The sequence below is a fragment of the Arthrobacter sp. QXT-31 genome, assembly GCF_001969265.1.
Taxonomy (GTDB): domain Bacteria; phylum Actinomycetota; class Actinomycetes; order Actinomycetales; family Micrococcaceae; genus Arthrobacter.
Genome location: NZ_CP019304.1, coordinates 2,008,898 through 2,032,585, shown reverse-complemented (window position 1 = coordinate 2,032,585; position 23,688 = coordinate 2,008,898). Strand labels below are relative to the sequence as shown.

Genomic DNA, 23,688 nt, shown 5'->3' with positions numbered 1-23,688 from the left:
GAGTTCCTTAGATGTTGAAGGCGGGCTCGATCACCTTGGAGAAGAAACTCCGGGTGCGTTCTTCCTGCGGGTTGGTGAAAATTTCCTGGGGTTTGCCCTGTTCGACGATCTGGCCCTGGTCCATGAACACCACGGTGTCCGCCACGTCGCGGGCAAAGCCCATCTCGTGCGTGACGATGACCAGGGTGGTGCCGGACTTTGCCAGCTCGCGGATCACGTCCAGGACCTCGTTGACCAGTTCGGGGTCGAGGGCCGAGGTGGGCTCGTCGAAGAGCAGGATTTTCGGGTCCAGGGCCAGTGCGCGGGCAATGGCGACGCGCTGCTGCTGGCCGCCAGAGAGCTGGCGCGGATACGCGCCGGCACGGTCCCGCAGGCCCACGCGGTCCAGGAGTTCGAGGCCGCGCTCGCGGGCCTCCGCCTGTGAGCGGCCGGCTTTTCCGGGACGCGGTGCGACGACGGGCGCCTCGGCAACGTTCTCCAGTGCCGTGAGGTGCGGGAACAGGTTGAAGTTCTGGAACACCATGCCGATCTCGGTGCGCTGCTTCAGGATCTCCTTCTCGGGTAGCTCGTGCAGTTTGTTGCCCTTGACCCGGTAGCCCACCAGCTGGCCGTCGATGGCGATGAAGCCGGCATCGACCTTTTCGAGGTGGTTGATGGTCCGCAGCAGGGTGGACTTCCCGGAACCGGAAGGTCCCACGATGACGGCCACGCCGCCCGGCTCCACCGTGAGGGAAATGCCCTTCAGCACCTCGGTGGCGCCGAAGGACTTCCTGACCTTGGTGATCTCCACCAGTCCGCGGGTGGCCGCGGGGGCCTCAAGAGTTGTGCTCATCGGGATCATTTCCTTCCGGCGGTGTTGACCGGTGCGTGGGTGGCGAAGAACTTTCGGGCCTTCTGCAGCGGCGTGAGGGGCAGGGTGCGCACGGCTCCCTTGGAGTAGTGGCGTTCGATGTAGTACTGGAAGACGCTGAGCACGGAGGTGATCACCACGTACCAGAGCGTGGCCACCAGCAGCAGCGGCAGGACCTGCTGCGTGCGGTTGTAGATGACCTGGACCGTGTAGAAGAGCTCCGAGTAAGCCAGGACGTAGACGATTGACGTGCCCTTGACCAAGCCGATGATCTCGTTGAAGGCCGTGGGCAGGATGGCGCGCATGGCCTGGGGCAGCACAATCCGGGTGGAGCGGCGCCAGGCGGGAATGCCGAGGGCCGCGGCAGCCTCGAGCTGGCCCTGGTCCACGGACAGGATGCCGCCGCGGATGATCTCCGCCGAGTACGCAGCCTGGTTCAGCGTCAGGCCAAGCACGGCCGCCGCGAACTGGCTGATCAGGGTGGTGGTCTGCACCTCGAAGAAGCGGATGTCCGTGAACGGGATGCCCAGGCTGATCTTCTCGTAGAGGTAGCCCAGGTTGTACCAGAGGAGCATCTGGACCAGGAGCGGCGTGGACCGGAAGATCCACGAGAACGTCCAGGACACGGAGACCAGCAGCGGCGATGCGGACAGCCGCATGAGGGCGAGGATGAAGCCGAGAATAAAGCCCAGCGCGCCGGAGATGGCAGTGAGCTTGAGGGTTTCCACCAGGCCGTTTACCACGGACTGGGCGGTAAACCACTGGGCCACCACGCCCCACTCCCAGCGCGGGTTCGTGGCCAGCGACCACACCACGGCGGCCACGCCGAGTGCCACCACCGCGGTGCCCACCCAGCGCCATGGGCGGCGGGCGGGGACCAGGCGGTAGTCGGCATAGTCCACGACGGCGCGGGTTTCGGGGGCAGGCGGTTCTCCCGCAGAGCCCGAAGCGACGGCAGCCGGGGTTTCGGAGACGGCCGGCGGCTCAGGTGCGGCCGGTGTCTCCGTGGAGGACTGGGACGTCCTGGTTGCTGCTGAACTCATGCGCCATCTCGCTTCTTCCGGGTGGTCTTCGGGGGTAGTTGGCTGCAAATCTAGGTCGGCCCGGAAGGTCCGGCAAAGCGCTCCGTTGCATTCGTTCACGCCGCTTAGCGGGGCGTCACAAGACGATTTCTTGCTCTCATTTACGCCCAATGACGCGGGGTGAACGGCCGTGACAGGGCCCTCGACCGGGGGTTTCTCCAGACCCTAGATTGAGGGCTCCCGGCCCCTTACAACCAGGAGTTTCCGATGCCAGCGCAGCACCCATCCGTGGTCTTCATCGGCGGCGGTCCGCGCACGGCCGGCATCCTCGAACGGCTCGCGGCCAACAGGCCGGAATTGGCGGCAGGTCCCCTGCACATCCATATCGTGGAGCCGCACGAGCCGGGTTCCGGCAGGATCTGGCGCTACGACCAGAACCCCGGCCTGATGCTGAATTCCACGGCGGCCGACGTCACCATGTTCACCGACTCCTCCGTGGTCTGCGAGGGGCCGGCCATCGACGGCCCGGGGCTCGCGGCCTGGGCTGCCGGCATCCTGGACGGATCCATCACCGACGTGCCGGCCCTGCCGCCGCACCTGAGGGAACAGCTGCACTCGCTGACGGGCGCCACCTTCCCTACCCGGCAACTGCAGAGCAAGTACCTGGAGTGGTTCTTCCGGCGTGCTGTCCGCGCCCTGGGCAGCGACGTCCGTGTCACCGTCCACCGCGACACCGCCGTCAACGTCGAACCCATCAGCGCAGAACCAGACAACGCTGGAATTTCCGACGGCGGGGGGTACAGCGTGCGGCTGGCCGGCGGCGCCGCCCTGCACGCCGACGTCGTGATCACGGCGCTGGGGCACACCGACGCCGAGCCGGATGCCCGCTCGGCCGCCTGGTCCGCGTTCGCGGCCACACACGGCGGGTTCCATGCGGCACCCAGCTACACCACCGACGTCGACTATTCCCCGATCGCCGCCGGCCAGAACGTCATCATCGCCGGCATGGGGCTGGCGTTTGTGGATTTGCTGGTGCTGCTCACCGAAGGCCGCGGCGGCCGTTTCGAGGAGACGTCCGACGGCGGGCTGCGCTACCTTCCGTCCGGAGCCGAACCCCGGCTGTGGGCCGGGTCGCGCCGGGGCGTGCCGTTCCACTCCAAGATCTCCGTGGCCCTGCGCGGCGAACCGGTGGCGGCGCCCAGGTTCTTTACGGCCGACGCCGTGGGCGCGCTACTGGCGGAGCATGCCGAACTGGACTTCCGCAGCCACCTCTGGCCCCTGATCGCAAAGGACGCCGGCTACGGCTACTACCGGGAATTGTTCACCGGCAGCCCGGAGCGGGTGGCGCTGGGCTGGGACGATTTTGCCGCGCGGTTCGCCGCGCTGGACTGGTACAGCAGTGCCCGCCAGGAGCTGGTTGCCGCGGCGGTTCCGGACCCGGCGCTGCACCTGGACCTGGAACGGCTGGACAAGCCGTTCGGCGGGCAGCTCTTTGCCGGCCACGATGAGGTCCAGGCAGCGGTGGCCGGCTACATCGAGCATGACCTCGAACTGCGGACAGGGCCCGACCATCCCGAAACGCTGGCGCTGTTCATGGCCCTGCTGAAGGTGTACATGGAGTTGGGCAGGATCGTCCCGCCCGAACGGCTGAACGCCCGTTCGCAGGAGGAAGTGCACGGTTGGTGGCACGGGTTCTTCAGCTTCGTGGATTCCGGTCCGCCGCCCCGCCGCCTCCGTGAAATGCTGGCCCTCCACCGCGCCGGGCTGCTGCAGTTCCTGGGACCGGGACTGGCGGTTGCCGCAGACGATGCCACCGGCGAGTTCGTGGCGAGGTCGGCGCAGTCACCGGTGAGCGTGCGGGCCAGGGCCTTCATCGAGGCCCGGCTTCCCGGTCCCGCTGTGGCGCGCTCCGCGAATCCGCTGCTGCGCTCGCTGCACGGCACCGGCCTGGGGGCCGAGCAGCACCTGCTCACGTCCGACGGCCCGCACTCCACCGGCAGGCTCCTGATCACCTCGGGCCACCGGATCGTGGGCCGTGGGGGAGAACCGCGGAGCCGCCTGTTCGGCATCGGCCCCGGCACCTCCGGCTGGGGAGCGGGCGCGTTCGCCCGGCCCAACACCAACGCCGCGCCGTTCCGGGAGAACGACGCCCTGGCCCGAAGGATCCTCACAGCAGTGTCATGCTCTCCGCTCACCGTCCTCGAAGTGCCCATGCACGATCCGCGGGTCCGTCCGCTCCTGGATGAGCTCGCCGTCGAATACGACTCCCGCTACGGGGACCTGTTCGGCCGGGACGGGGCAGCGGAGGAACTGAACAGGTACCCGGCCGAGGAATTCGAGGCGCCGCACGGCGCCCTGCTGATCATCCAGGAGGACGGCGAGTCCGTGGCCGGCGGGGCCTTCCGCCGGTATGACGCGGATACCGCCGAGTTCAAGCGGATCTGGACGCACTCGGCGCACCGGCGGCGGGGCCTGGCCCGGCGGGTGCTGGCGGAGCTGGAGCGGCTGGCAGCGGAGCGCGGGTACGGCAGCGTCTACCTCACCACGGGCCCGCGCCAGCCGGAGGCCAAGCACCTGTACCTGAACACCGGGTACACGGCGCAGTTCGACCTTGCCGCCGCCCCCGAGACCATCGGGCCGCTGGCGTTCACGAAGGATCTGGTGGTCGTGAAGGATCTGGTTCAGGTCCGGGGTGAGGAACCGAGGTTTACGGGGTCCTCATCTGTGAGGTAGGCCAATTCGGAGTGGGCCGCGATGTCGATGCCGCGGAGTTCGTCGGCTTCGTGGATGCGCAGGCCCATGGCCATGTCAACCACCTTGGCGATCACCCAGGTCAGGCCGAAGGAGTAGGCCAGCACGGCAACGGTCGCGAGTGACTGGATGCCCAACTGCTGCAGCCCGCCGCCGTACAGCAGGCCGCTGACCCCGTTCGGGGCGCTGCTGGTGGCGAAGATGCCGATCAGGAGCGTGCCGATGATGCCGCCCACCAGGTGCACGCCCACCACGTCGAGTGAGTCGTCGAAGCCCAGGCGGAACTTCCACTCGATAGCCAGCGAGCAGACAGCGCCGGCGATGGCGCCGATGGCCACGGCGCCAAGCGGGCTGACCGCGCCGCAGGCGGGGGTGATGGCCACGAGGGCGGAGACGAGGCCTGAGGCCGCACCCATGCTGGTGGTGGCGCCGTGCCGGATCCGTTCCACGAGTGCCCAGGCGAGCAGGCCGGCGGCTGCAGCCACGGCCGTGTTGAGGAACACCACCGACGCCGAGTGGCCCGCGGTCAGTGCGGATCCGGCGTTGAACCCGAACCAGCCGACCCAGAGCAGGCCGGCGCCCACCAGCACCAGGGGCCGGCTGTGCGGCTTGGTATGCTCCATCTTCGGCCAGCCGGAGCTGCGGCCGAGCACCAGCGCGAGGGCGAGGGCGGCGGCGCCCGCGTTCATGTGCACGGCGGTTCCGCCGGCGAAGTCGATGGCCTTAATACCGCTGGCGATCCAGCCGCCCGCCACCGAGCCGTCCGCGGAGCTAAACGCGAAGACCCAGTGGGCGATGGGGAAGTACACCAGTGTGGCCCACACCCCTGCGAACACCATCCAGGCACCAAACTTCATCCGGCCGGCGGCCGCCCCGGCCACCAGCGCGGTGGTGACGCACGCGAAAAACAGCTGGAAGGCCGTAAACAGCGCCGCCGGCAGGGCGGCGTCGGGATTGTCCTTCAGCATTGGCTCCAGGCCCGCGTACTGCGTGATGTCCCCGATCAGGCCCAGTCCGTTCACGGAATTGCCAAAGGCCAGCGAGTAACCGAACAGTGCCCACAGCACGGCCACCAGGCTGGCCCCGCCGAAGCACATCATCATCATGTTCAGGATCCGGCGCGAACCCACCATGCCTCCATAGAAGAGGGCCAGGGCGGGAATCATCATGCACACCAGTGCAGAACTTGCGAGGATCCAGGCAACATCTCCAGCGTTCATTTCGAACTCCACTCAAAAAATCGGTGGGTGGCATTTTGCTGAGACCTGACGAATGCCGTTAGTCTCCACAACATAGGACTCCGGAAACAGCCTTAGGTTTCAGGAATGTAAATTGCCTGTTACCAGAATTTCTCGCCACAACGGCGACGGCGACCCCCCGGAAAAGGACCGCCGTCGCCGTGTCAGCTGTGCAGTGAAATAGCCCTAATGGGGGATGCCGTGCGTGGTGTTCCCCGGGGTGCCAACGTCGCCAAGCCACCCGGGAACGGCACCGGCTACGCCCAGGGATCCGATGGCGACGGCGCCCACCACTGCGAGTGCACGGACGTGGGCCGACGCCGCTGTCCGCCTCTCCGTCCCGGCTGTTCCCCGGTGCCTGCTGCGAAACAGGACGACGGCGATCACCAGGGTGCCAAGTTCCAGGAGTCCCGCGGCCACGTCAGCCAGGCCCACGGGTTCCGCCGTGCCGGGGTTGGGCCCGACCGGCAGCCCCGAGGTCCGGGACCACAGCCACAGCGCGAGCGGAACCACGCAGGCGGCGGCGACAGCAACCAGGACGTTCCGGCCGGGCCGGCCGAGGAGCAGGACGCCGCCCACTACCTCCGCCAGCGCCAGGGCGAGGAAGAAAGCACTGGCGACCACCCAGTGGTCGAGGTGGCCCGGGATGACCGCGAGGTGGATGGCAGCACAGCCAAACAGTGCCACCGCCGCCAGCGTCTGCCTGAGGTCCATGCCTGCGATCCGCGCAAGGCGGGTGCGGTGAGGGGCCGCCTTCGGCGGGCGGCTGACGTCCAGCCGCCCGCCCAGGATCGCCACCGTCCAGCCGGTGACCACGAGGTTGGTGGCCAGGAGCAGGCCGGCGCCATAGCCCAGAGCGGCCAGCTGCAGTCCCAGCGACGCCTGGTTTAGCTGTTCCACAGACTGTCCGGAGCCCGCATGGTGCATGGTGCCCATCAGCTCGTGCTGCAGGGCGTAGTCCCAGGCTTCACTTGCAGCCAGCGTGAGCGTTCCGGCCAGGGTGCCGGCCGCGGCAACCAGCAACGCAGCCGTGCAGAAGGCCTTCCTGCCCGACAACACCGGCCCGAACCAGCGCAGCGCCAGCGTCAGGGCCGCGATGACCGCCAGGACAAACACCGGGAGCAGCGCGGTTGACTCCCGGAGCCAGCTCACAAAGGGCTCCTGGGTGCGTTCGATGGCCCCCACGGCGCCCCTGAGTGAGACGATCCAGAACCCGTCGGCGTAGGCCATCATCGCCGCCAGCGGGATGACCGTTCGCCACGGGACCGCCGTCATGGCGTGATCTCCCAGCCGAACATCATGGCGTGGTCCTCGTGGGCAAGGTTGTGGCAGTGGGCCACATACGGGCCCACGAAGTCCCGGAAGCCGCGGTAGATGATCACCGACTCGCCGGGATCCAGGGCCACCAGGTCCTCACGGGAGACATCGTCCGGATGGGCCTTGTCGCCGCCCCTGGTCACGTCCCGGCCGTTCCGCATGACGGTGCGGTGCTCCTCCATGTGCAGGTGGAAGGGATGGACCCAGCCGCCGCCGCCGTTGCGGATCTCCCAGAGGTTGAAACTGCCCTTCCGCTGCTGCGCCAGAGGGGAGCGGCCGGCCCGGTTCTTCAAACTTGTCGCCACCGTGTCCGGCACGAAGGGCTTGCCGTTGATGAGCCATTCCGTTTCGCCGCCGCCCGAGCCGCGCTCAACCTCGAAGATCAGCCGGTTGTCCAGCAGGGTCTGCCAGTTGCCCGGCAGCGGCGGCAGGTCGCGCATCTTCACCGGGATCTGGCTGTTGTCGGGGGCGTCGTCGCCGATCACGATCTTCAGGACCGGCACCTTGTAGTTCGGGTCCGGAGAGAAGCGGGACGAGTTGGACCACATCCGCCCGTTGGGCATCTTCATCACGTTGGTGAGGTAGATGACGTCACCTTTAGTGGTGGGGGTGCCGTCCTGGTAACGGCTGAAGTCGACCACCACTTCGCGTCTCTTGGCGGGCCACAGCTCAAAGGAATCGCGCTCGATCGGGAACGGCAGCAACCCGCCGTCGGACGCGATCTGGGTGAACTGCATGCACTGCTGCGCGTCCGGGATGCGGTACTGCCCCTCGAGCTCATCACCCTTGTAGCCCAGTGACGCCGACGTCCTGGGGCCCTTCGTGGAGCTCATCAGCTTGAACTCGTAGATGCGCGCCACTGAGGCGTCCAGGAACCGGAAGCGGTACTTGCGCCGCTTCACCTCCAGCACCGGGAAGGCCGTGCCGTTCACCGTGAAGATGTCGCCCACGAACCCGTGGTTGGGAAAGTGCTTGTAGAAGGTCTTGCCCCACCACTCCGGGTGCTTGGCCGGATTCTTGGCGTCCGGGAACTCCTTCTGCACGTCGTGGATGTCCTGGTGCATGGTGACGCCGTCGTCGAGCCGGCAGTCGAAGATCGCCAGCGGGATGTCGTAGTCCACGTCGAAGGACCCGTCCGGGTTGTCCTTCCGGACCCCTGGCAGCCGCAGGCCCTGGCGCTCGTTGCCCATGTCCAGGCCGTTCTTGGGATCGTAGATCGGGTACAGGCCCACCATGCCCTTGTAGACGTTCGAGCCGGTGTGGTCCATCCGGTGGTCGTGGAACCAGAAGAAGCTTTGCTTTTCACGGTCATCGTTCCCGGCGGGCCAGTTCAGGTACAGGTTGTCGCAGAAGGTCTTTGGCAGGTACCCCTCGTACTTGGGGCCGTTCACCATGGAGTAGTGCGGGTTGCCGTCGCTTTCCGGTGCGGTGTGGCCGTTATGCAGGTGGGTCAGGAAGGACCAGTCCGGCGAGCCGAAGTCCTGGCGGTCCAGGTTCAGCGGGTTCTCGTCGAGGCGGTTCTCCAACCGCACCAGGACGGGCTTGCCGTACTCGGCGTTGATCATCGGGCCGGGAAAGGTGCCGTTGAACCCGTAGATCGTGCTGAGCGGCAGCGTGCGCCTGGTGCCGGCCGGGTACGTCTTGCGCTTCTCGTCGAACGAGATCGTGGGCCTGCCGTTCGCGTCGATCGGCAGGACCTGCGAGGTGGTGAACGCATGCTGCCGCAGGAGCAGGTCGATTTTGTAGACAAGCGGGTCCGGGTAGTTCAGCTTGGAAGGCCAGATCTGGTGCTGCTCATTCTTGAAGGAACTCTGCTGTCCCTGCCCCGGGCCCGGAGGATCATTCCACTCGGTGTAGCCCTTGGTGATGCCGTCACCTACGGCCGGCACCGGGGCCAGGGCCCTGGGGACGGGCAACTGGTCCTTGAACGGCGACAGGATCAGCGGGCTCGTGGGGAATGCCTCGATGTAGAACAGCAGGTCGCCCAGGGCGGTGGACGAGGCGGCGAACGCGCCGTCGGGCGAAAGGAGTCCCTTCTGCGCGAGCAGCGGACCGGCCCAGCCCTCGGCGGCGACGACGGCCGCGCCGGCACCTCCGGCCGCGCCGAGCCGCAACAGGGTGCGGCGGGACACGTTGTTCCTGCTTCCCGATTGTTCTGGCATGGGTCTTCGCCTCCTTCGGGGCGGTCTGCTCTTGTTGTTGCCCCGCGCAACTACAGTGGGGGCGGTGGCTTGGAAAAACGTTGGGTGTTTTAGGCGCACGCCCCCTCATTGAGATGGTGGCAAGGGGCGAAACCGGGCTAGAAGAGCGGGGCGAGCCCGTTCCAGCCGGCACTGATGCGCACCCGGGAGGCGAACTGCCCCGTCCCGAGCCCGGGGTAAAGCCACAGGACACCGGCGGTGTCCCGTGCCAGCAGGTCCGGGTTGCGGTCGCCGTTGAAGTCACCGGAGCTTACGACGGCGGTCATCGCGTTCCAGCCCGCGCCCACCCGGATGCGGGGGAGCCACCCGCCCGTGCCGCTGCCGCGGTAAAGCCACAGGACGCCGGTGGCCGCCTCCCGCGCCAGCACATCGGCGGCCCCGTCGCCGTTCATGTCGGCCGGTCCCACCAGGGCGTTGAAGGCGTTCCAGCCGGAACCGACGCGGACCCGCGGCAGGAACCCGCCGGTGCCGTTGCCGCGGTAGAGCCAGAGGACGCCGGTGGCAGACTCGCGGGCGAGGATGTCCACGCGCTGGTCGCCGCTGAAATCACCGGGGCCGATGATTGCGCTGAAGCTGTTCCAGCCGGTGCCGATCCGGATCCGGGGGAGGAACCCGCCGGTGCCGTTGCCGCGGTACATCCACAGCTGGCCGGTGGCGGACTCCCGGGCGAAGACGTCCTGGGGGCCGTCGCCGTTGAAGTCGCCGGGCGTTTCAAGGGCGCTGAACCCGTTCCAGCCGGTGCCGATGCGCACGCCTGGCAGCCTGCCTCCGCGGCCGTTCCCCGGGTACAGCCGCAGCTCGGCGGTCGCCGTTACGCGGGCCAGGATGTCGGTGTTCCAGTCGCCGTTGAAGTCGGCCGTCGAGCGGGACAGGGTGGATGCCGGAACGGGCAGGGGAGTGAAGGCGTAGGGGTCGCAGGTCAGGTCGTAGTCGCGGACGTCGTCGTACCACTGGGAAATGTACACGCGGCCACCGGAGAAGCTGGCCGTGCGGCAAAGGTTCTGGGCTTCGCCGGGGAAATCCAGCCGGCCGGCGGTGGCCCATACCGGGACGCCGGAGAGCCGCCAGGAACCGGTGATGCTGGCCCAGCCCGAAGCGAACGAGTACAGGCCGTACGAGTAGCCGGAATCGCGCAGCCCGCGCATCAGGCCCTCGATGATGTACCGGTTTTCGCGCTGCTGGGCCGCGCTCGCGGTTGGCCACGGCTGGGCGGGGCGGGGCTCGACGTCGATCCACACCACGCGCGGTGCGAACCCGACCCGCGCCAGGCTCGCCGCGGCGAACTTGGCTTCCGCATAGCCGACATTGGACAGCTGCCCCGCCCGGGTGGCTGCGGACCACGGCCCTTGGGCCCGGTAGGTGGTGAGCTGCGCGGCGGTAGGGAAGGCGGCCATGGTGTACGCCTGCGCCGGCTTGCGGTTGTTGGCCGCCCATGCAACCTGGCTGGCCAGGCACGGGTTCTCGGTGAAGGGCAACCCCTTCGTCAGTCCGATAATCACGAACTGGGACGACGCCGGCGGCAGCGGCAGGCCAAAGCCGCCCACCGCCGTCGGGCATTGGGGCCAGGAGATATCGTGGCCGTTGAGCGATACAGCGCGTGCCGGGGCTGCCCCTGTCAGATAGCCGGCGAAAAGAGCGAGCAGAAGCAGCAGGCCCGTCAGCATGTGCCGTGCGGATGATCCGCCCCCCGAATGATGAACTTTGCCGTCCATCGCCAGCGCTCCTTTGCTCCCATCAGTTTACGTCCGGCCGCGTCGGTTGGCGCCGGGTCCATTCGTGCAGATGGCTGCGGGTCACGCACAATTACCCCATGGCAAAAAGCAGCGGCCGGATGCCCCGGCTTGAGGATGTGGCGGAACGCGCGGGAGTCTCGCACCAGACCGTCTCCCGGGTGATCAACAACCACCCCAATGTCAGCAAGGCCACGCGCGAGCGCGTGGAGGCCGCCATTGCCGAGCTGGGCTACCGCCGCAACACCGCAGCCCGGAGCCTGGTCACCCGCAAGTCGCAGACCATCGGAGTGCTCGGCAGCGAGCTGTCGCAGTACGGTCCCGCCAACACGCTGCTGGGGGTTGAGCAGGCCGCGCGCGACGCCGGCTACTTCGTCAGCATCGCAGCCCTCCGCTCGGTGAACCGGGAAGCGATCTTCGACGCCATCCGGCACTTCCTCGACCAGTCCGTGGATGGCATCGTGGTGATCGTGCCGCATTCGGAGACACTCCTGGCCCTGGCCGAGCTGAACCCGGGCGTTCCCGTGGTGGCTGTGGGTTCCCTGGGCAGTGAGGCGGTAAGCGGTGCCATGGTGGACCAGAAGCGGGGAGCCGAGCTCGCCGTCGGGCACCTGATCGAACAGGGGCACCGGCGGATCGGGCACATAGCCGGCCCGCAGGACTGGATCGATGCGGTGGCGCGCGCCGAGGGCTGGAGTGCTGCGCTGCGCTCGGCGGGACTGGACGACAGCCTGGTGGTCGAGGGGGACTGGAGCGCGGGCAGCGGCTATGAGATCGGCCGGAAGCTTGCCGCCGAGCGGGCCGCCACCGCACTGTTCGTGGGCAACGACCAGATGTCCCTGGGCCTGCTCCGGGCCTTCAACGAGGCCGGCGTCAGGGTTCCCGAGGACGTCTCCGTGGTGGGCTTCGATGACCAGCCGGAGTCGGGCTACTTCACCCCGCCGCTTACCACCGTGCGCCAGGACTTCGAGGAGCTGGGCAGGCGCTGCATGGACCTGATGCTGAACGCCATCGCGAACGGTGACACGGTGAGCACCACCGTGGTGGAGCCCGAGCTCGTGGTGCGGCGCAGCACGTCCGCACCCGCCTGACCGCGCACGTCCCCAAATCAGTGACCGCCAGCACTTGACGGGCAAAGTTGTTAGCGCTCACAATAGTTTCAGCCCGATGCATCAGGCGGGCGGTTGATCTGGAGGATTCATGGACGTCACAGCAGACGGCAGCGAAAACTATGTCATCGGGGTGGACTACGGCACCCTGTCCGGCCGGGCCGTGGTTGTGCGGGTCCGGGACGGCAGGGAACTTGGCAGCGGCGTGTTCGACTACCCCCACGCGGTCATCACGGAGGCACTTCCGGCGGACGTGGCCGGCGCAGCGGGCGGAACAGCCGCCCGGCTTCCAGGGGAGTGGGCGCTCCAGGTGCCCAACGACTACCGTGACGTGCTCCGGCACGCTGTTCCCGCGGCCATCGCTGACGCCGGAATCGACCCTGCCGCCGTCGTCGGAATCGCGACGGACTTCACGGCTTGCACCATGGTGCCCGTCAAGGCGGACGGGACCCCGCTGAACGAGGTGCCGGGTTTCGCGAACCGCCCCCACGCGTATGTGAAGCTGTGGCGCCACCACGCCGCGCAGGGCCAGGCCGATCGCATCAACGCGCTGGCCGCTGAGCTGGGCGAATCCTGGCTGCCGCGGTACGGCGGGCTGATCTCCTCTGAGTGGGAGTTCGCTAAGGGGCTGCAGCTGCTGGAGGAGGACCCCGGGGCCTACGCCGAAATGGACCACTGGGTGGAAGCCGCCGACTGGATCGTCTGGCAGCTCTGCGGCAACTACGTCCGCAACGCCTGCACCGCCGGATACAAGGGCATCTACCAGGACGGGCGCTACCCGTCCGATGATTTCCTCGCCGCGCTGAACCCGCAGTTCAAGGATTTTGTTAGCGCTAAGCTCGACCACGCCATCGGCCGCCTCGGCGACGCCGCCGGCTACCTGACCCCCGAGGCCGCGGCCTGGACAGGGCTGCCGGAGGGAATCGCTGTCGCCGTCGGCAACGTGGACGCGCACGTCACCGCCCCCGCGGCCAAGGCGGTGGAACCCGGCCAGCTCGTGGCCATCATGGGCACCTCCACCTGCCACGTCATGAACGGGGCCGAGCTCCGTGAAGTGCCGGGCATGTGCGGCGTGGTGGACGGCGGGATCATGGCGGGGCTCTGGGGCTATGAGGCCGGCCAGTCCGGCGTGGGAGACATCTTCGGCTGGTTCACCAAGTACGGCGTTCCGCCGGAATACCACCAGGCCGCTGCCGAGGCGGGGAAGGGCATCCACGAATACCTGACGGAGCTGGCATCCGGGCAGGCGATCGGCCAGCACGGCCTCATCGCGCTCGACTGGCATTCGGGAAACCGCTCCGTGCTGGTGGACCACGAGCTTTCCGGCATCGTGGTCGGCCAGACGCTGGCCACCCGGCCGGAGGACATCTACCGGGCGCTCCTCGAAGCCACGGCCTTCGGCACCCGCACCATCGTCGAGGCCTTCCGGGACTCCGGCGTGCCGGTGAAGGAGTTCATCGTGGCCGGCGGCCTGCTGAAGAACCGGCTCCTCATGCAGATCTACTCGGATGTGACCGGCCTGCAGCTTTCCACCATCGGCTCCGCACAGGGTCCAGCCCTTGGATCAGCCATCCACGCCGCCGTCGCCGCCGGAAAGTACGCCGATGTCAGGGCCGCCTCCGAGGCGATGGGCGCCGCACCCGGCGCCGTCTACACACCCATCCCCGAAAACGTGGCAGCCTACGATGCGCTGTTCCGCGAATACCGCACCCTGCACGACTACTTCGGCAGGGGAACCAACGAGGTCATGCACCGGCTCAAGGCCATCCAGCGCAGCAGTACCCAGTCACTGCCCGCCGAATCCCTGCATGTTGAACCCCTGACTGCCGAGGAGGTTTCGGCATGAGCGCTCTGCTGGAATCCATTGCCCGTGTCCGCCGCGAGGTCTGCGACCTGCATGCCGAGCTGACCCGCTACGACCTCGTGGTGTGGACTGCCGGGAACGTGTCCGGCCGGATCCCCGGCTATGACCTCATGGTCATCAAGCCCTCGGGCGTCTCCTACGATGCCCTGACTCCCGAGGCGATGGTGGTCACGGACCTCTACGGGACACCGGTCAGCAGCCTGAGCGCGGACGCCAGCGGCGTTCCGGCCCAGTGGGAGAACCCGGACCTCACGCCGTCGTCGGACACCGCTGCGCACGCCTACGTGTACCGGAACATGCCCGACGTCGGCGGCGTGGTCCACACCCACTCCACCTACGCCACGGCCTGGGCCGCCCGGGGCGAGGAGATCCCGTGCGTGCTGACGATGATGGGCGACGAGTTCGGCGGCCCCATCCCGGTGGGCCCGTTCGCGCTGATCGGCGACGACTCGATCGGCCGCGGCATCGTGGAGACCCTGCGGGGCTCCAACTCGCCCGCCGTGCTGATGCAGAACCACGGGCCGTTCACCATCGGCAAGGACGCCCGTTCCGCGGTCAAGGCCGCCGTGATGTGCGAGGAAGTGGCCCGCACGGTCCACGTCTCCCGCCAGCTCGGCGAACCGCTGGCCATCGACCCGGCCAAGATCGAGTCGCTCTACGACCGCTACCAGAACGTTTACGGACGCTAGGTCCGGACCCTTACACCTAAGCCTTTCCAAGGAGACACCATGTCCAACGCCAACAGCACTTCCCTCGAGCACTACGAGGTCTGGTTCCTCACCGGCAGCCAGCACCTCTACGGCGAGGACGTCCTGAAGCAGGTGGCCGCCCAGTCCCAGGAGATCGCGGCGGCCCTTAACGAGTCTTCCGAGGTCCCGGTCAGGCTGGTCTGGAAGCCCGTGCTGACGGACTCCGACGCGATCCGCCGCACCGCGCTGGAGGCCAACTCGGACGACTCGGTGATCGGTGTGACGGCGTGGATGCACACCTTCTCCCCGGCCAAGATGTGGATCCAGGGCCTGGACCTGCTCCGTAAACCGCTCCTGCACCTGCACACCCAGGCCAACGTGGACCTGCCCTGGGCGGACATCGACTTCGACTTCATGAACCTGAACCAGGCCGCGCACGGCGACCGCGAGTTCGGTTACATCCAGTCGCGGCTGGGCGTACCGCGCAAGACGGTGGTGGGCCACGTCTCCAACCCGGAGGTGGCCCGCCAGGTGGGCGTCTGGCAGCGCGCCGCCGCCGGCTGGGCCGCCGTCCGGAACCTGAAGCTGACCCGCTTCGGCGACAACATGCGCAACGTCGCCGTCACCGAAGGCGACAAGACCGAGGCCGAGCTCCGCTTCGGCGTCTCGGTCAACACCTGGTCCGTCAACGAACTCGCCGACGCCGTCCACAGCGCAGAAGAGTCCGACGTCGACACCTTGGTGGCCGAGTACGAGCGGCTCTACGACGTGGCACCGGAACTCAAAGCGGGCGGAGCCCGCCACGACTCCCTCCGCTACAGCGCCCGGATCGAACTGGGCCTGCGCAGCTTCCTCGAAGCCAATGGATCCGCCGCCTTCACCACTTCCTTCGAGGACCTCGGCGAGCTGCGGCAGCTGCCGGGCATGGCCGTGCAGCGGCTCATGGCCGACGGCTACGGCTTCGGCGCCGAGGGCGACTGGAAGACGGCCATCCTGATCCGCGCCGCCAAGGTGATGGGGGCCGGACTGCCCGGCGGCGCCTCGCTCATGGAGGACTACACCTACCACCTCGCGCCGGGCCAGGAGAAGATCCTGGGCGCACACATGCTGGAGGTCTGCCCCTCGCTGACCGCGAAGAAGCCGCGGGTCGAGATCCACCCGCTGGGCATCGGCGGCAAGGAGGACCCGGTCCGCATGGTGTTCGACACCGACGCCGGTCCCGGCGTGGTCGTCGCGCTGTCCGACATGCGCGACCGGTTCCGCCTCGTGGCGAACGCCGTGGACGTCGTCGACCTCGACGAGCCGCTGCCCAACCTTCCGGTGGCCCGCGCCCTCTGGGAGCCGAAGCCTGACTTCGCCACCTCCGCCGCCGCCTGGCTGACCGCCGGCGCCGCGCACCACACCGTCCTCTCCACCCAGGTCGGCGTGGATGTGTTCGAGGACTTCGCCGAGATCGCCCAGACCGAACTGCTCACCATCGACGAAGGAACCACCATCAAGCAGTTCAAGAAGGAACTCGCCTGGAATGCCGCCTACTACCGGCTGGCCGGCAGGCTGTGACCCAGAATAGGGCTGTGACTGAATACAAAATCCGGGCGGGGGAGTACACCGCCACCATCGCGGCGCACGCGGGTGCCCTGCGGGAGCTGCGCCACCGGGAACGGGACCTCATCGTGCCGTTCCCGGAGGGCGGCCCCATCCCTGACTATCGGGGCATCGTCGCTGCGCCCTGGCCCAACCGGATCGCCGACGGCCGGTACACGTTCGACGGCGCCGAGTACGAGGTTCCCGTCAACGAGACCGACCGCGGCTGTGCATTGCACGGCCTGGTGTTTCCGCTGGACTGGACGCTCGAGTCGCTTGATGAATCCTCCGTGACGCTGTCCTGCTCCCCGGAGCCGACGGCGGGCTACCCGCACGAGCTGCGCGTCGCCGTCGAATACCGGCTGGCGGAGGACGGCCTGCACAGCGCAGTCACGGCGGAGAATCTCGGCGGTACCGCGGCGCCGTACGGGGTCTGCCCGCACCCGTACCTCGTGGCGGGCCCGTCTCCTCTCAATGAGTGGGTCCTCGAAATCCCGGCCGGAACGTTCCTTGAGGTCACCCCGGACCGCCTGCTGCCGAAGGAAATGCGCAGCGTCGACGGCCACGAATTTGATTTCCGGGCGCCGCGCGCCATCGGCGGCACGGAGATCGACCACGCCTTCACGGACATAGCGTTCGACGGCGGCGGGCAGGCCCGCGTGCTGGTCCGGGATCCCGGCGGCACCGGCGTCGGAATGGCCTGGGACCGGACCTGCCAATGGCTGCAGATCCACACGGCGGACAAACAGCCCCCGTTCCCGAACCGGCTGGGCTTGGCCGTGGAGCCGATGACCTGCCCGCCGGACGCCTTCAACAGCGGCGTGGACCTCATCCGGCTGGAGCCGGGAGCCATGCACTCGGCATCCTGGAGAATTTTCGCCACGTGACAGCCAATCCAACACATTGACAGCCAGCCCCGCGCCACGTCCTCCCGTCATGGAGGACGTGGCGCGCCTCGCTGGCGTGTCCCATCAGACGGTGTCGCGGGTGCTGAATATGCACCCAAATGTCAGCGCCCGGACCCGTAAGCGCGTGGAACGTGCCATCGCCGAGCTGGGCTACCGCCGCAACACCGCGGCCCGCAGCCTGGTCACCCGGCGCTCCCAGGCCATCGGGGTCCTGGCCGCCGGCACCGCACACTACGGCCCCGCCAACACGCTTCTTGGCGTCCAGCACGCTGCCCGGAACGAGGGCTATGCCGTCAGCATGGCCAGCCTCAGCGAGGTGACACCTGCCGCCATCCGCGCTGCCCTCGAGCACTTCCTGCTGCAGTCCGTGGACGGGATCGTGGTGATCGTTCCGCACGAAACCATGCTTGCCTCGCTGCGCGCCATCACCGTGTCCGTCCCGCTGGTGGCCGTGGGCTTCGGGGCGGATGAACGCCTGACGGTCGCGGCCGTGAACCAGCGTGCCGGCGCAGCCCTCGCCGTGCAGCACCTCGTGAACCTTGGCCACATCGCAATCGCCCACATCTCAGGTCCGCAGGACTGGATGGACGCCGCGGCCCGGACCGAGGGCTGGCGCCGTGCCCTTGAGCAGGCCGGCCTGCCGGAAGGCGTGCTGATTCCGGGGGACTGGAGCGCCGGGAGCGGCTACCGTGCCGGGCTGGAACTGTCCGCCGTCCCGAACATGACGGCCGTCTTTGCGGCTAATGACCAGATGGCCCTGGGCGCGCTGCGCGCTTTCAGGGAGGCCGGGCTGCGCGTCCCGGAGGACATCAGCGTGGTGGGCTTCGACGACCAGCCGGAGGCCGGATATTTCGTCCCGCCCCTGACCACCGTGAACCAGGGCTTCACTGAGCTCGGCGCCCGCTGCATCAGCATGCTCCTGTCCGATCTGGAAAACGGCCCCTCGGGCGCGGCATCGGTCCTCAACCCAAGGCTCGTGGTGCGGGGCTCGACGGCGGCGCCCAGGTAGATCTGGCTGGCGCCCCGGTAGTTCTTCGCAGCCAGTACGACGACGGTCCCGCACCTTTTCGCAAAGGTGCGGGACCGTCGTCGTACTTTAACTGTGCTGCCGCCTAGGCGTTGCTCGATTCCCGGGCGCTGGCGCCCACCGGTGCCGGCGTTTCGGCCGCTGCCCTGGTCTCCTCGGCGGCGGGCGGTGTGGTCTTCAGTTTGAAGCGCTTGGCGATGGAGGATCCGCCGCCGGCGCGGTTCTTGTTGAAGATGTCGAAGCCGACGGCGAGCAGGAGCACCAGGCCCTTGATCAGCTGCTGGTAGTCGGTGCCGAGGCCCAGGATGGACATGCCGTTGTTGAGGACGCCCATGATGAGGCCGCCGATCATCGCCCCGGCCACGGTGCCGATGCCGCCCTGGACCGCTGCTCCGCCGATGAACGCGGCGGCGATAGAGTCCAGTTCGAAGCCGGTGCCGCCCGCGGGCTGGGCGGAGTTCAGCCGGGCCGTGAAGATCAGGCCGGCCAGCGCGGCGAGGACGCCCATGTTCACGAAGAGCCTGAAGGTCACGGCCTTGGTCTTGATGCCGGAGAGCTCGGCGGCGTGCAGGTTGCCGCCGATGGCGTAGGTGTGGCGGCCGAAGATGCTGTTGTTCATCAGCGCGGAGTAGGCGATGACCAGGCCGGCGAGGACGATCAGCACGATCGGGGTGCCGCGGTAGCTGGCCAGGAGGAACGTGATGACGAGCATCAGCAGGGCGATGAAGGCGGTCTTGGTGGCGAACCAGGCCATGGGTTCGTTCTCGAGGTTGAACTTCCGGCGGATGCGGCGTTCCTTGATGGCCTGGAACAGCAGGGCTGCGGTGCCGCCGACGCCGAGGATCACGGTGAGCCATTCAAGCACCGACGTACCGCCGGAGATGTCGGGCAGGAAACCGCCGCCCAGGGCGCGGAGCTCGTCCGGGAACGGGGTGATCTGCTGGTTCTTGAGAGTGATCAGGGTCAGGCCGCGGAAGATGAGCATGCCCGCCAGGGTGACGATGAACGCGGGGATGCCGACGTACGCGATCCAGTACCCCTGCCACGCGCCGACGAGCGCCCCGACCAGGAGGCAGGCCGGGATGGCCGCCCACCAGGCCCAGCCCCAGTGCACGATCATCACGCCGGCGACGGCGCCGATGAACCCGGCAATGGAGCCGACGGAGAGGTCAATGTGGCCGGCGATGATGACCATGACCATGCCGATGGCCAGGATGAGGATATAGCTGTTCTGGACGACGAGGTTGGTGACGTTCTGTGGCTGCAGCAGGATTCCGTCGGTGAGGACCTGGAACAGCAGGACGATCAGGATCAGGGCGACGAAGATGCCGACCTGGCGGAGGCGGCTTGCAAGGAAGCCGAGGGATTCGCGTAAGGCGGACATGGTTCGTTATTCCTTCTCTTGGGTCATGTAGTGCATGAGGGTCTCCTGGGAGGCCTCGGCGATGGGGACTTCACCGGTGACGTGGCCGGCGGACAGGGTGTAGATCCGGTCGCAGATGCCCAGGAGTTCGGGCAGCTCTGAGGAGATCACGATGACGGCCTTTCCCTGCGCGGCGAGCTCGGCGATGATCGTATAGATCTCGAACTTGGCGCCGACGTCGATGCCGCGGGTGGGCTCGTCCAGAATCAGCACGTCGGGGTCCGAGAACATCCATTTGCTCAGGACCACCTTCTGCTGGTTGCCGCCGGAGAGTTTACCGGTGATGGCCGCGACGGAGGGGGCCTTGATGTTCATGCTCTTCCGGTAGCTGTTGGCCACCGTGGTTTCCTTGTTCTTGTCCACCCAGCCGCGCTTGGCGAGCTTGGGCAGGGCAGCCATGGAGATGTTCCGCTTGATGTCCTCGATGAGGTTCAGGCCGTAGTGCTTGCGGTCCTCGGTGGCGTAGGCGATGCCATTGCGGATGGCCTCGGGAACGGTGGAGGTGTTGATTTCCTTGCCGTACTTGAACACCTTTCCGGAGACCGCCCGGCCGTAGGTGCGGCCGAAGACGCTCATAGCCAGTTCGGTGCGGCCGGCTCCCATGAGTCCGGCGAGCCCCACCACTTCGCCCTTGCGGACGTTGAGGCTGGCATTGTGGACCACGGTGCGGGTGTGGTCCTGCGGGTGCTGGACCGTCCAGTCCTCGATGCGCAGGACTTCCTCGCCGATCTGCGGTTCACGCTCGGGGTAGAGGCTGTCCAGGTCGCGGCCCACCATGCCGCGGATGATGCGTTCCTGGGTGATCTGGCCCTGGTCCACGCGCAGGGTCTCGATGGACCTTCCATCGCGGATGATGGTGACGGCGTCCGCCACCTTGCGGATTTCGTTGAGTTTATGGCTGATGATGATGCTGGTGACGCCCTGGCCCTTAAGGTGCAGGATCAGGTCCAGCAGGTGGTCTGAGTCCTCATCGTTCAGGGCCGCGGTGGGTTCGTCCAGGATCAGCAGTTTCACTTCCTTGGACAGGGCCTTGGCGATTTCGACGAGCTGCTGCTTGCCGACGCTGATGTGCTGGATGGGCGTGACGGGGTTTTCATCCAGACCCACCCTGGCCAGCAGCTTGGCTGCCTCCAGGTTGGTTTTGCGCCAGTCAACCCAGCCGCGGGAAGCCATTTCGTTGCCCAGGAAGATGTTCTCTGCGATGGACAGGTACGGGCTCAGGGCCAGCTCCTGGTGGATGATTACGATGCCGCGCTTTTCGCTGTCGCTGATGGACGCGAAGTCGCACGGCTCGTTCTCGAAGAGGATGTCCCCCTCGAAGGTGTTGTGGGCGTAGACGCCGGAGAGCACCTTCATCAGGGTGGACTTGCCTGCCCCGTTTTCGCCGCAGATCGCGTGGACCTCACCGCGGTTCACATCCAGGGTGACATCCTGGAGGGCTTTGACGCCGGGGAAGGTCTTGGTGATCCCGCGCATCTGAAGAATGGGTACGTTCATTGGTCAATTCCCGCTGATCTGTTCTGATCTGTCTTATTGGGGCGGTTTTAAGGGGGCGGGGCGCCCGCGTGCAGGCGCCCCGCCGTCGTGCTGCCGGATTACTTGATGTCGGCGTCGGTGTAGTAACCGGAGTCGATCAGTTCCTGCTTGTAGTTGTCTTTGGTGACGATTACGGACTTCAGCAGGAAGGCGGGAACCACCTTGACCTTGTTGTTGTAGGTTTCGGTGTCATTGGTCTCTGGCTCCTGGCCCTTCAGGACAGCGTCCACCATCTTCACGGCCTGCTCGCCGAGCTTGCGGGTGTCCTTGAAGATCGTGGAGTACTGCTCGCCCGCGACGATGGACTTCACCGAGCCCTTTTCCGCATCCTGGCCGGTGACCACCGGCAGCGCGCCCTTGGAGTAGCCGCCGGTGCTGGTCAGCGCCGAGATGATGCCGATGGAGAGGCCGTCATAGGGTGACAGCACGCCGTCGAGCTTTTTGCCCGAACCGTAGGCGGCGGTGAGGATGTCCTCCATCCGCTTCTGGGCGGTGGCGGCCTGCCAGCGGAGGATGGCTGCCTGCTCAAACTTGGTCTGGCCGCTGGGGACCTTCAGGGTGCCGGCATCCAGGTACGGCTTCAGGGTGTCCATGGCGCCGGTCCAGAAGAAATTCGCGTTGTTGTCGTCCGGGCTGCCGGCAAAGAGCTCCACGTTGAACGGGCCCTTGCCCTCGACCTTCTTGCCGGACGCATCCACCAGGCCGAGGCCGGTCAGCAGGGACGTGGCCTGCTGGACGCCCACCTCATAGTTGTCGAAGGTGGTGTAGAAATCCACGTTCGGGGTGCCGTTGATCAGCCGGTCATAGGCGATGACCTTGACGTTCTGCTCCTTGGCTTTGGCCAGGACATCGGTCAGCGTGGTGCCGTCGATCGCGGCGATGATCAGGGACTTCGCCCCCTTGGTCAGCATGTTCTCGATCTGGGAAACCTGCGTGGGGATGTCGTCATTGGCGTACTGCAGGTCCGTCTTGTAGCCGAGCTTGGCCAGGGACTCCGAGACGTTCTTGCCGTCGGCGATCCACCGTTCCGACGTCTGCGTCGGCATGGAGATCCCCACCAGGGCGCCGGCAGCGTCGGCGCTGCTGGTGCTGGACGCGGCGCCGGGACGGCTTCCGCAGCCGGTGGCCCCCACCGTAACGGCCAGGACGACGGCGACGGCGCCCAGGAGCTTTTTGATTCTCACGTTTATTCTCCTTCCGCGGCCCGGGAGGGCCACGAATCGGTGCTTGAGCGGAAAGCGTATGTACTTTCCGCCGAGGCCGGCCATTTGTGTCCGGCGTACCGAGGCCGTTCCACAGGAGCGGCACCGGAGGCTGTCATCGCCGGAGTTCTAAGTCCGGCTTGCCCCAACATTTCTGTTAGCGCTAACAATTATGGACAATATTATCGTTGCCGATGCTGTGAAGCAAGACACAGATTGGTGACAGTTCGGTGGTCTTTGTGCGGATATCCGGCAGCGCGGGTACCACGCTCTGGCGCTGGTACCCGCGCTCCGATCAGGGATTAACTTCCAGCTCAGCGTCCCACTCGTCGAGCTCGGCATCCTCCCAGGAGCCGTAGGTGGGGTTGGGGAGGATGAACCAGTCATCGCCGAAGTGCCCAGAGTCTTTTTCGACGAGCTGCCGCTGCTGGCCTAGATCGGCTTTAGCGTAGTGCCCGGCGAAGTCATGCAGCGTGTCGCCCAGTTGCATGACGACCTTGTGTTTCTCTTGAATCTTGGTGCGCCGCTCCTCCTTCGACGGGCCCAACAGAATCACCTGGTCCTTCGATACTTGGGGGAAGTCCAGGCGCTTCAGCGAGGCGATGGTGGCATCGAGGTTCTCCTCGGTCCGGTCGGAGAGGTAGTAGATCGAGACGCCCAGCTCATCGGCCTTTTGGAAGAACTCGACGGCGCCCGGGATCGCGGACGGTGACCCCTTCAGCTCCCACTGGTCCCAGGTGTCCCAGGTGCTGTAGTCGTGGCAGGCGGCCACATCGCGGGCCAGCAGTTCGGTGTTGTCGATTGCGGTCTCGTCCAGATCGGTGATAATCGCGAGGTTTTCGGATTTGGCTTGCTTGATCTTCTCCTCAAGGTTCTCGCCTGCGATCCGGTAGGTCTGGGACTGCAGTGCCTGTGCCTCCGCGCTTTGCTGCTGCCAGCGCAAACCCATGGCGTGCTCCTGTACCGCGCAGTTCCCGGGGTTAGGGCTCTCCGCCGGCGCCGCGCCGGCCTGGTCGGTGGCGGCGCAGCCGGGCGCGGCCAGCATGGACACGATGGCGATACTCGTGCAGGCAATGCTCGTGGATCTCTTCAATGTGAACCTCCTTGTTCGGTGCATGACTTGTTCAGTGCAGGACTTGATCAAGCACATACGGAGGACAGTAGTGGAGGTTGAACAAGCGTTCAATACCTCTGTCGGCCCGTCAAGATAAGGGTTTGGATGTGAACCCTGTCCCAT

At 66.9% G+C, this 23,688-nt stretch carries 17 protein-coding genes and 1 pseudogene; 8 read left to right on the top strand and 10 right to left on the bottom strand.

Going from position 1 to position 23,688, the window contains the following annotated elements:
- Positions 1-7: 7 nt before the first annotated feature.
- Positions 8-832 (bottom strand): amino acid ABC transporter ATP-binding protein, encoded by an 825-nt coding sequence (locus BWQ92_RS09210; protein WP_076799250.1) that lies wholly within the window; start codon positions 830-832, stop codon positions 8-10.
- Positions 833-837: 5 nt separating this feature from the next.
- Complete coding sequence (locus BWQ92_RS09205; RefSeq protein WP_172804269.1) at positions 838-1,893, bottom strand: amino acid ABC transporter permease; 1,056 nt, start codon at positions 1,891-1,893, stop codon at positions 838-840.
- Between the two features lie 246 nt (positions 1,894-2,139).
- Between BWQ92_RS09205 and BWQ92_RS09200 the strand changes: the two are divergent.
- Positions 2,140-4,053: pseudogene (locus BWQ92_RS09200) on the top strand (FAD/NAD(P)-binding protein); the annotation flags it as partial.
- 30 nt (positions 4,054-4,083) lie between these two features.
- The gene (locus BWQ92_RS24235) at positions 4,084-4,605 is read left to right on the top strand and encodes a GNAT family N-acetyltransferase (protein ID WP_236783204.1); all 522 of its coding nucleotides are present in this window, start codon (positions 4,084-4,086) and stop codon (positions 4,603-4,605) included.
- Here the strand turns inward: BWQ92_RS24235 and BWQ92_RS09195 are convergent.
- The 4 genes from BWQ92_RS09195 to BWQ92_RS09180 all read right to left on the bottom strand — a co-directional run bounded on the left by BWQ92_RS09195 (position 4,554) and on the right by BWQ92_RS09180 (position 11,091).
- Positions 4,554-5,843, bottom strand: coding sequence for an ammonium transporter (locus BWQ92_RS09195; protein ID WP_076799248.1), 1,290 nt, complete (start codon positions 5,841-5,843; stop codon positions 4,554-4,556). The genes BWQ92_RS24235 and BWQ92_RS09195 overlap by 52 nt on opposite strands.
- Before the next feature lie 204 nt (positions 5,844-6,047).
- Entirely contained in the window at positions 6,048-7,136 is a 1,089-nt protein-coding gene (locus tag BWQ92_RS09190) for a hypothetical protein (RefSeq protein ID WP_076799247.1), read from the bottom strand.
- On the bottom strand, positions 7,133-9,340 hold the full coding sequence (locus BWQ92_RS09185) for a multicopper oxidase family protein (RefSeq protein ID WP_076799246.1): 2,208 nt from the start codon (positions 9,338-9,340) through the stop codon (positions 7,133-7,135). The genes BWQ92_RS09190 and BWQ92_RS09185 overlap by 4 nt, the downstream gene beginning before the upstream one ends.
- Before the next feature lie 137 nt (positions 9,341-9,477).
- Entirely contained in the window at positions 9,478-11,091 is a 1,614-nt protein-coding gene (locus BWQ92_RS09180) for an FG-GAP-like repeat-containing protein (RefSeq protein WP_076799245.1), read from the bottom strand.
- Positions 11,092-11,189: 98 nt separating this feature from the next.
- Between BWQ92_RS09180 and BWQ92_RS09175 the strand changes: the two genes are divergently transcribed.
- From BWQ92_RS09175 to BWQ92_RS09150, 6 genes are all read left to right on the top strand, one after another.
- On the top strand, positions 11,190-12,200 hold the full coding sequence (locus BWQ92_RS09175; protein ID WP_076799244.1) for a LacI family DNA-binding transcriptional regulator: 1,011 nt from the start codon (positions 11,190-11,192) through the stop codon (positions 12,198-12,200).
- A 109-nt stretch (positions 12,201-12,309) separates the two neighbouring features.
- On the top strand, positions 12,310-14,064 hold the full coding sequence (araB, locus tag BWQ92_RS09170) for a ribulokinase (RefSeq protein ID WP_076799243.1): 1,755 nt from the start codon (positions 12,310-12,312) through the stop codon (positions 14,062-14,064).
- Positions 14,061-14,771, top strand: a complete 711-nt coding sequence (locus BWQ92_RS09165) for an L-ribulose-5-phosphate 4-epimerase (RefSeq protein ID WP_076799242.1) — start codon at positions 14,061-14,063, stop codon at positions 14,769-14,771. Before araB ends, BWQ92_RS09165 begins: the two co-directional genes overlap by 4 nt.
- A gap of 39 nt (positions 14,772-14,810) precedes the next feature.
- Positions 14,811-16,331: an L-arabinose isomerase gene (araA, locus tag BWQ92_RS09160; RefSeq protein ID WP_076799241.1), complete on the top strand. Its 1,521-nt coding sequence runs from the start codon at positions 14,811-14,813 to the stop codon at positions 16,329-16,331.
- A gap of 14 nt (positions 16,332-16,345) precedes the next feature.
- Positions 16,346-17,242, top strand: a complete 897-nt coding sequence (locus BWQ92_RS09155; protein WP_076799240.1) for an aldose 1-epimerase family protein — start codon at positions 16,346-16,348, stop codon at positions 17,240-17,242.
- Between the two features lie 49 nt (positions 17,243-17,291).
- Complete coding sequence (locus BWQ92_RS09150) at positions 17,292-18,272, top strand: LacI family DNA-binding transcriptional regulator (protein ID WP_076799239.1); 981 nt, start codon at positions 17,292-17,294, stop codon at positions 18,270-18,272.
- Positions 18,273-18,375: 103 nt separating this feature from the next.
- On the opposite strand, the gene mmsB is transcribed toward BWQ92_RS09150, so the two are convergent.
- From mmsB to BWQ92_RS09130, 4 genes are all read right to left on the bottom strand, one after another.
- Positions 18,376-19,674 carry a multiple monosaccharide ABC transporter permease gene (gene mmsB / locus BWQ92_RS09145; RefSeq protein ID WP_076799238.1) on the bottom strand — a complete coding sequence of 433 codons (1,299 nt, stop codon included), beginning with the start codon at positions 19,672-19,674 and terminating at the stop codon, positions 18,376-18,378.
- A gap of 6 nt (positions 19,675-19,680) precedes the next feature.
- Positions 19,681-21,210 (bottom strand): multiple monosaccharide ABC transporter ATP-binding protein, encoded by a 1,530-nt coding sequence (gene mmsA / locus BWQ92_RS09140; protein WP_076799237.1) that lies wholly within the window; start codon positions 21,208-21,210, stop codon positions 19,681-19,683.
- 98 nt (positions 21,211-21,308) lie between these two features.
- Entirely contained in the window at positions 21,309-22,433 is a 1,125-nt protein-coding gene (gene chvE / locus BWQ92_RS09135) for a multiple monosaccharide ABC transporter substrate-binding protein (RefSeq protein ID WP_172804268.1), read from the bottom strand.
- A gap of 313 nt (positions 22,434-22,746) precedes the next feature.
- Positions 22,747-23,544, bottom strand: coding sequence for a 5'-nucleotidase, lipoprotein e(P4) family (locus tag BWQ92_RS09130; protein WP_216639977.1), 798 nt, complete (start codon positions 23,542-23,544; stop codon positions 22,747-22,749).
- Between the last annotated feature and the right edge of the window lie 144 nt (positions 23,545-23,688).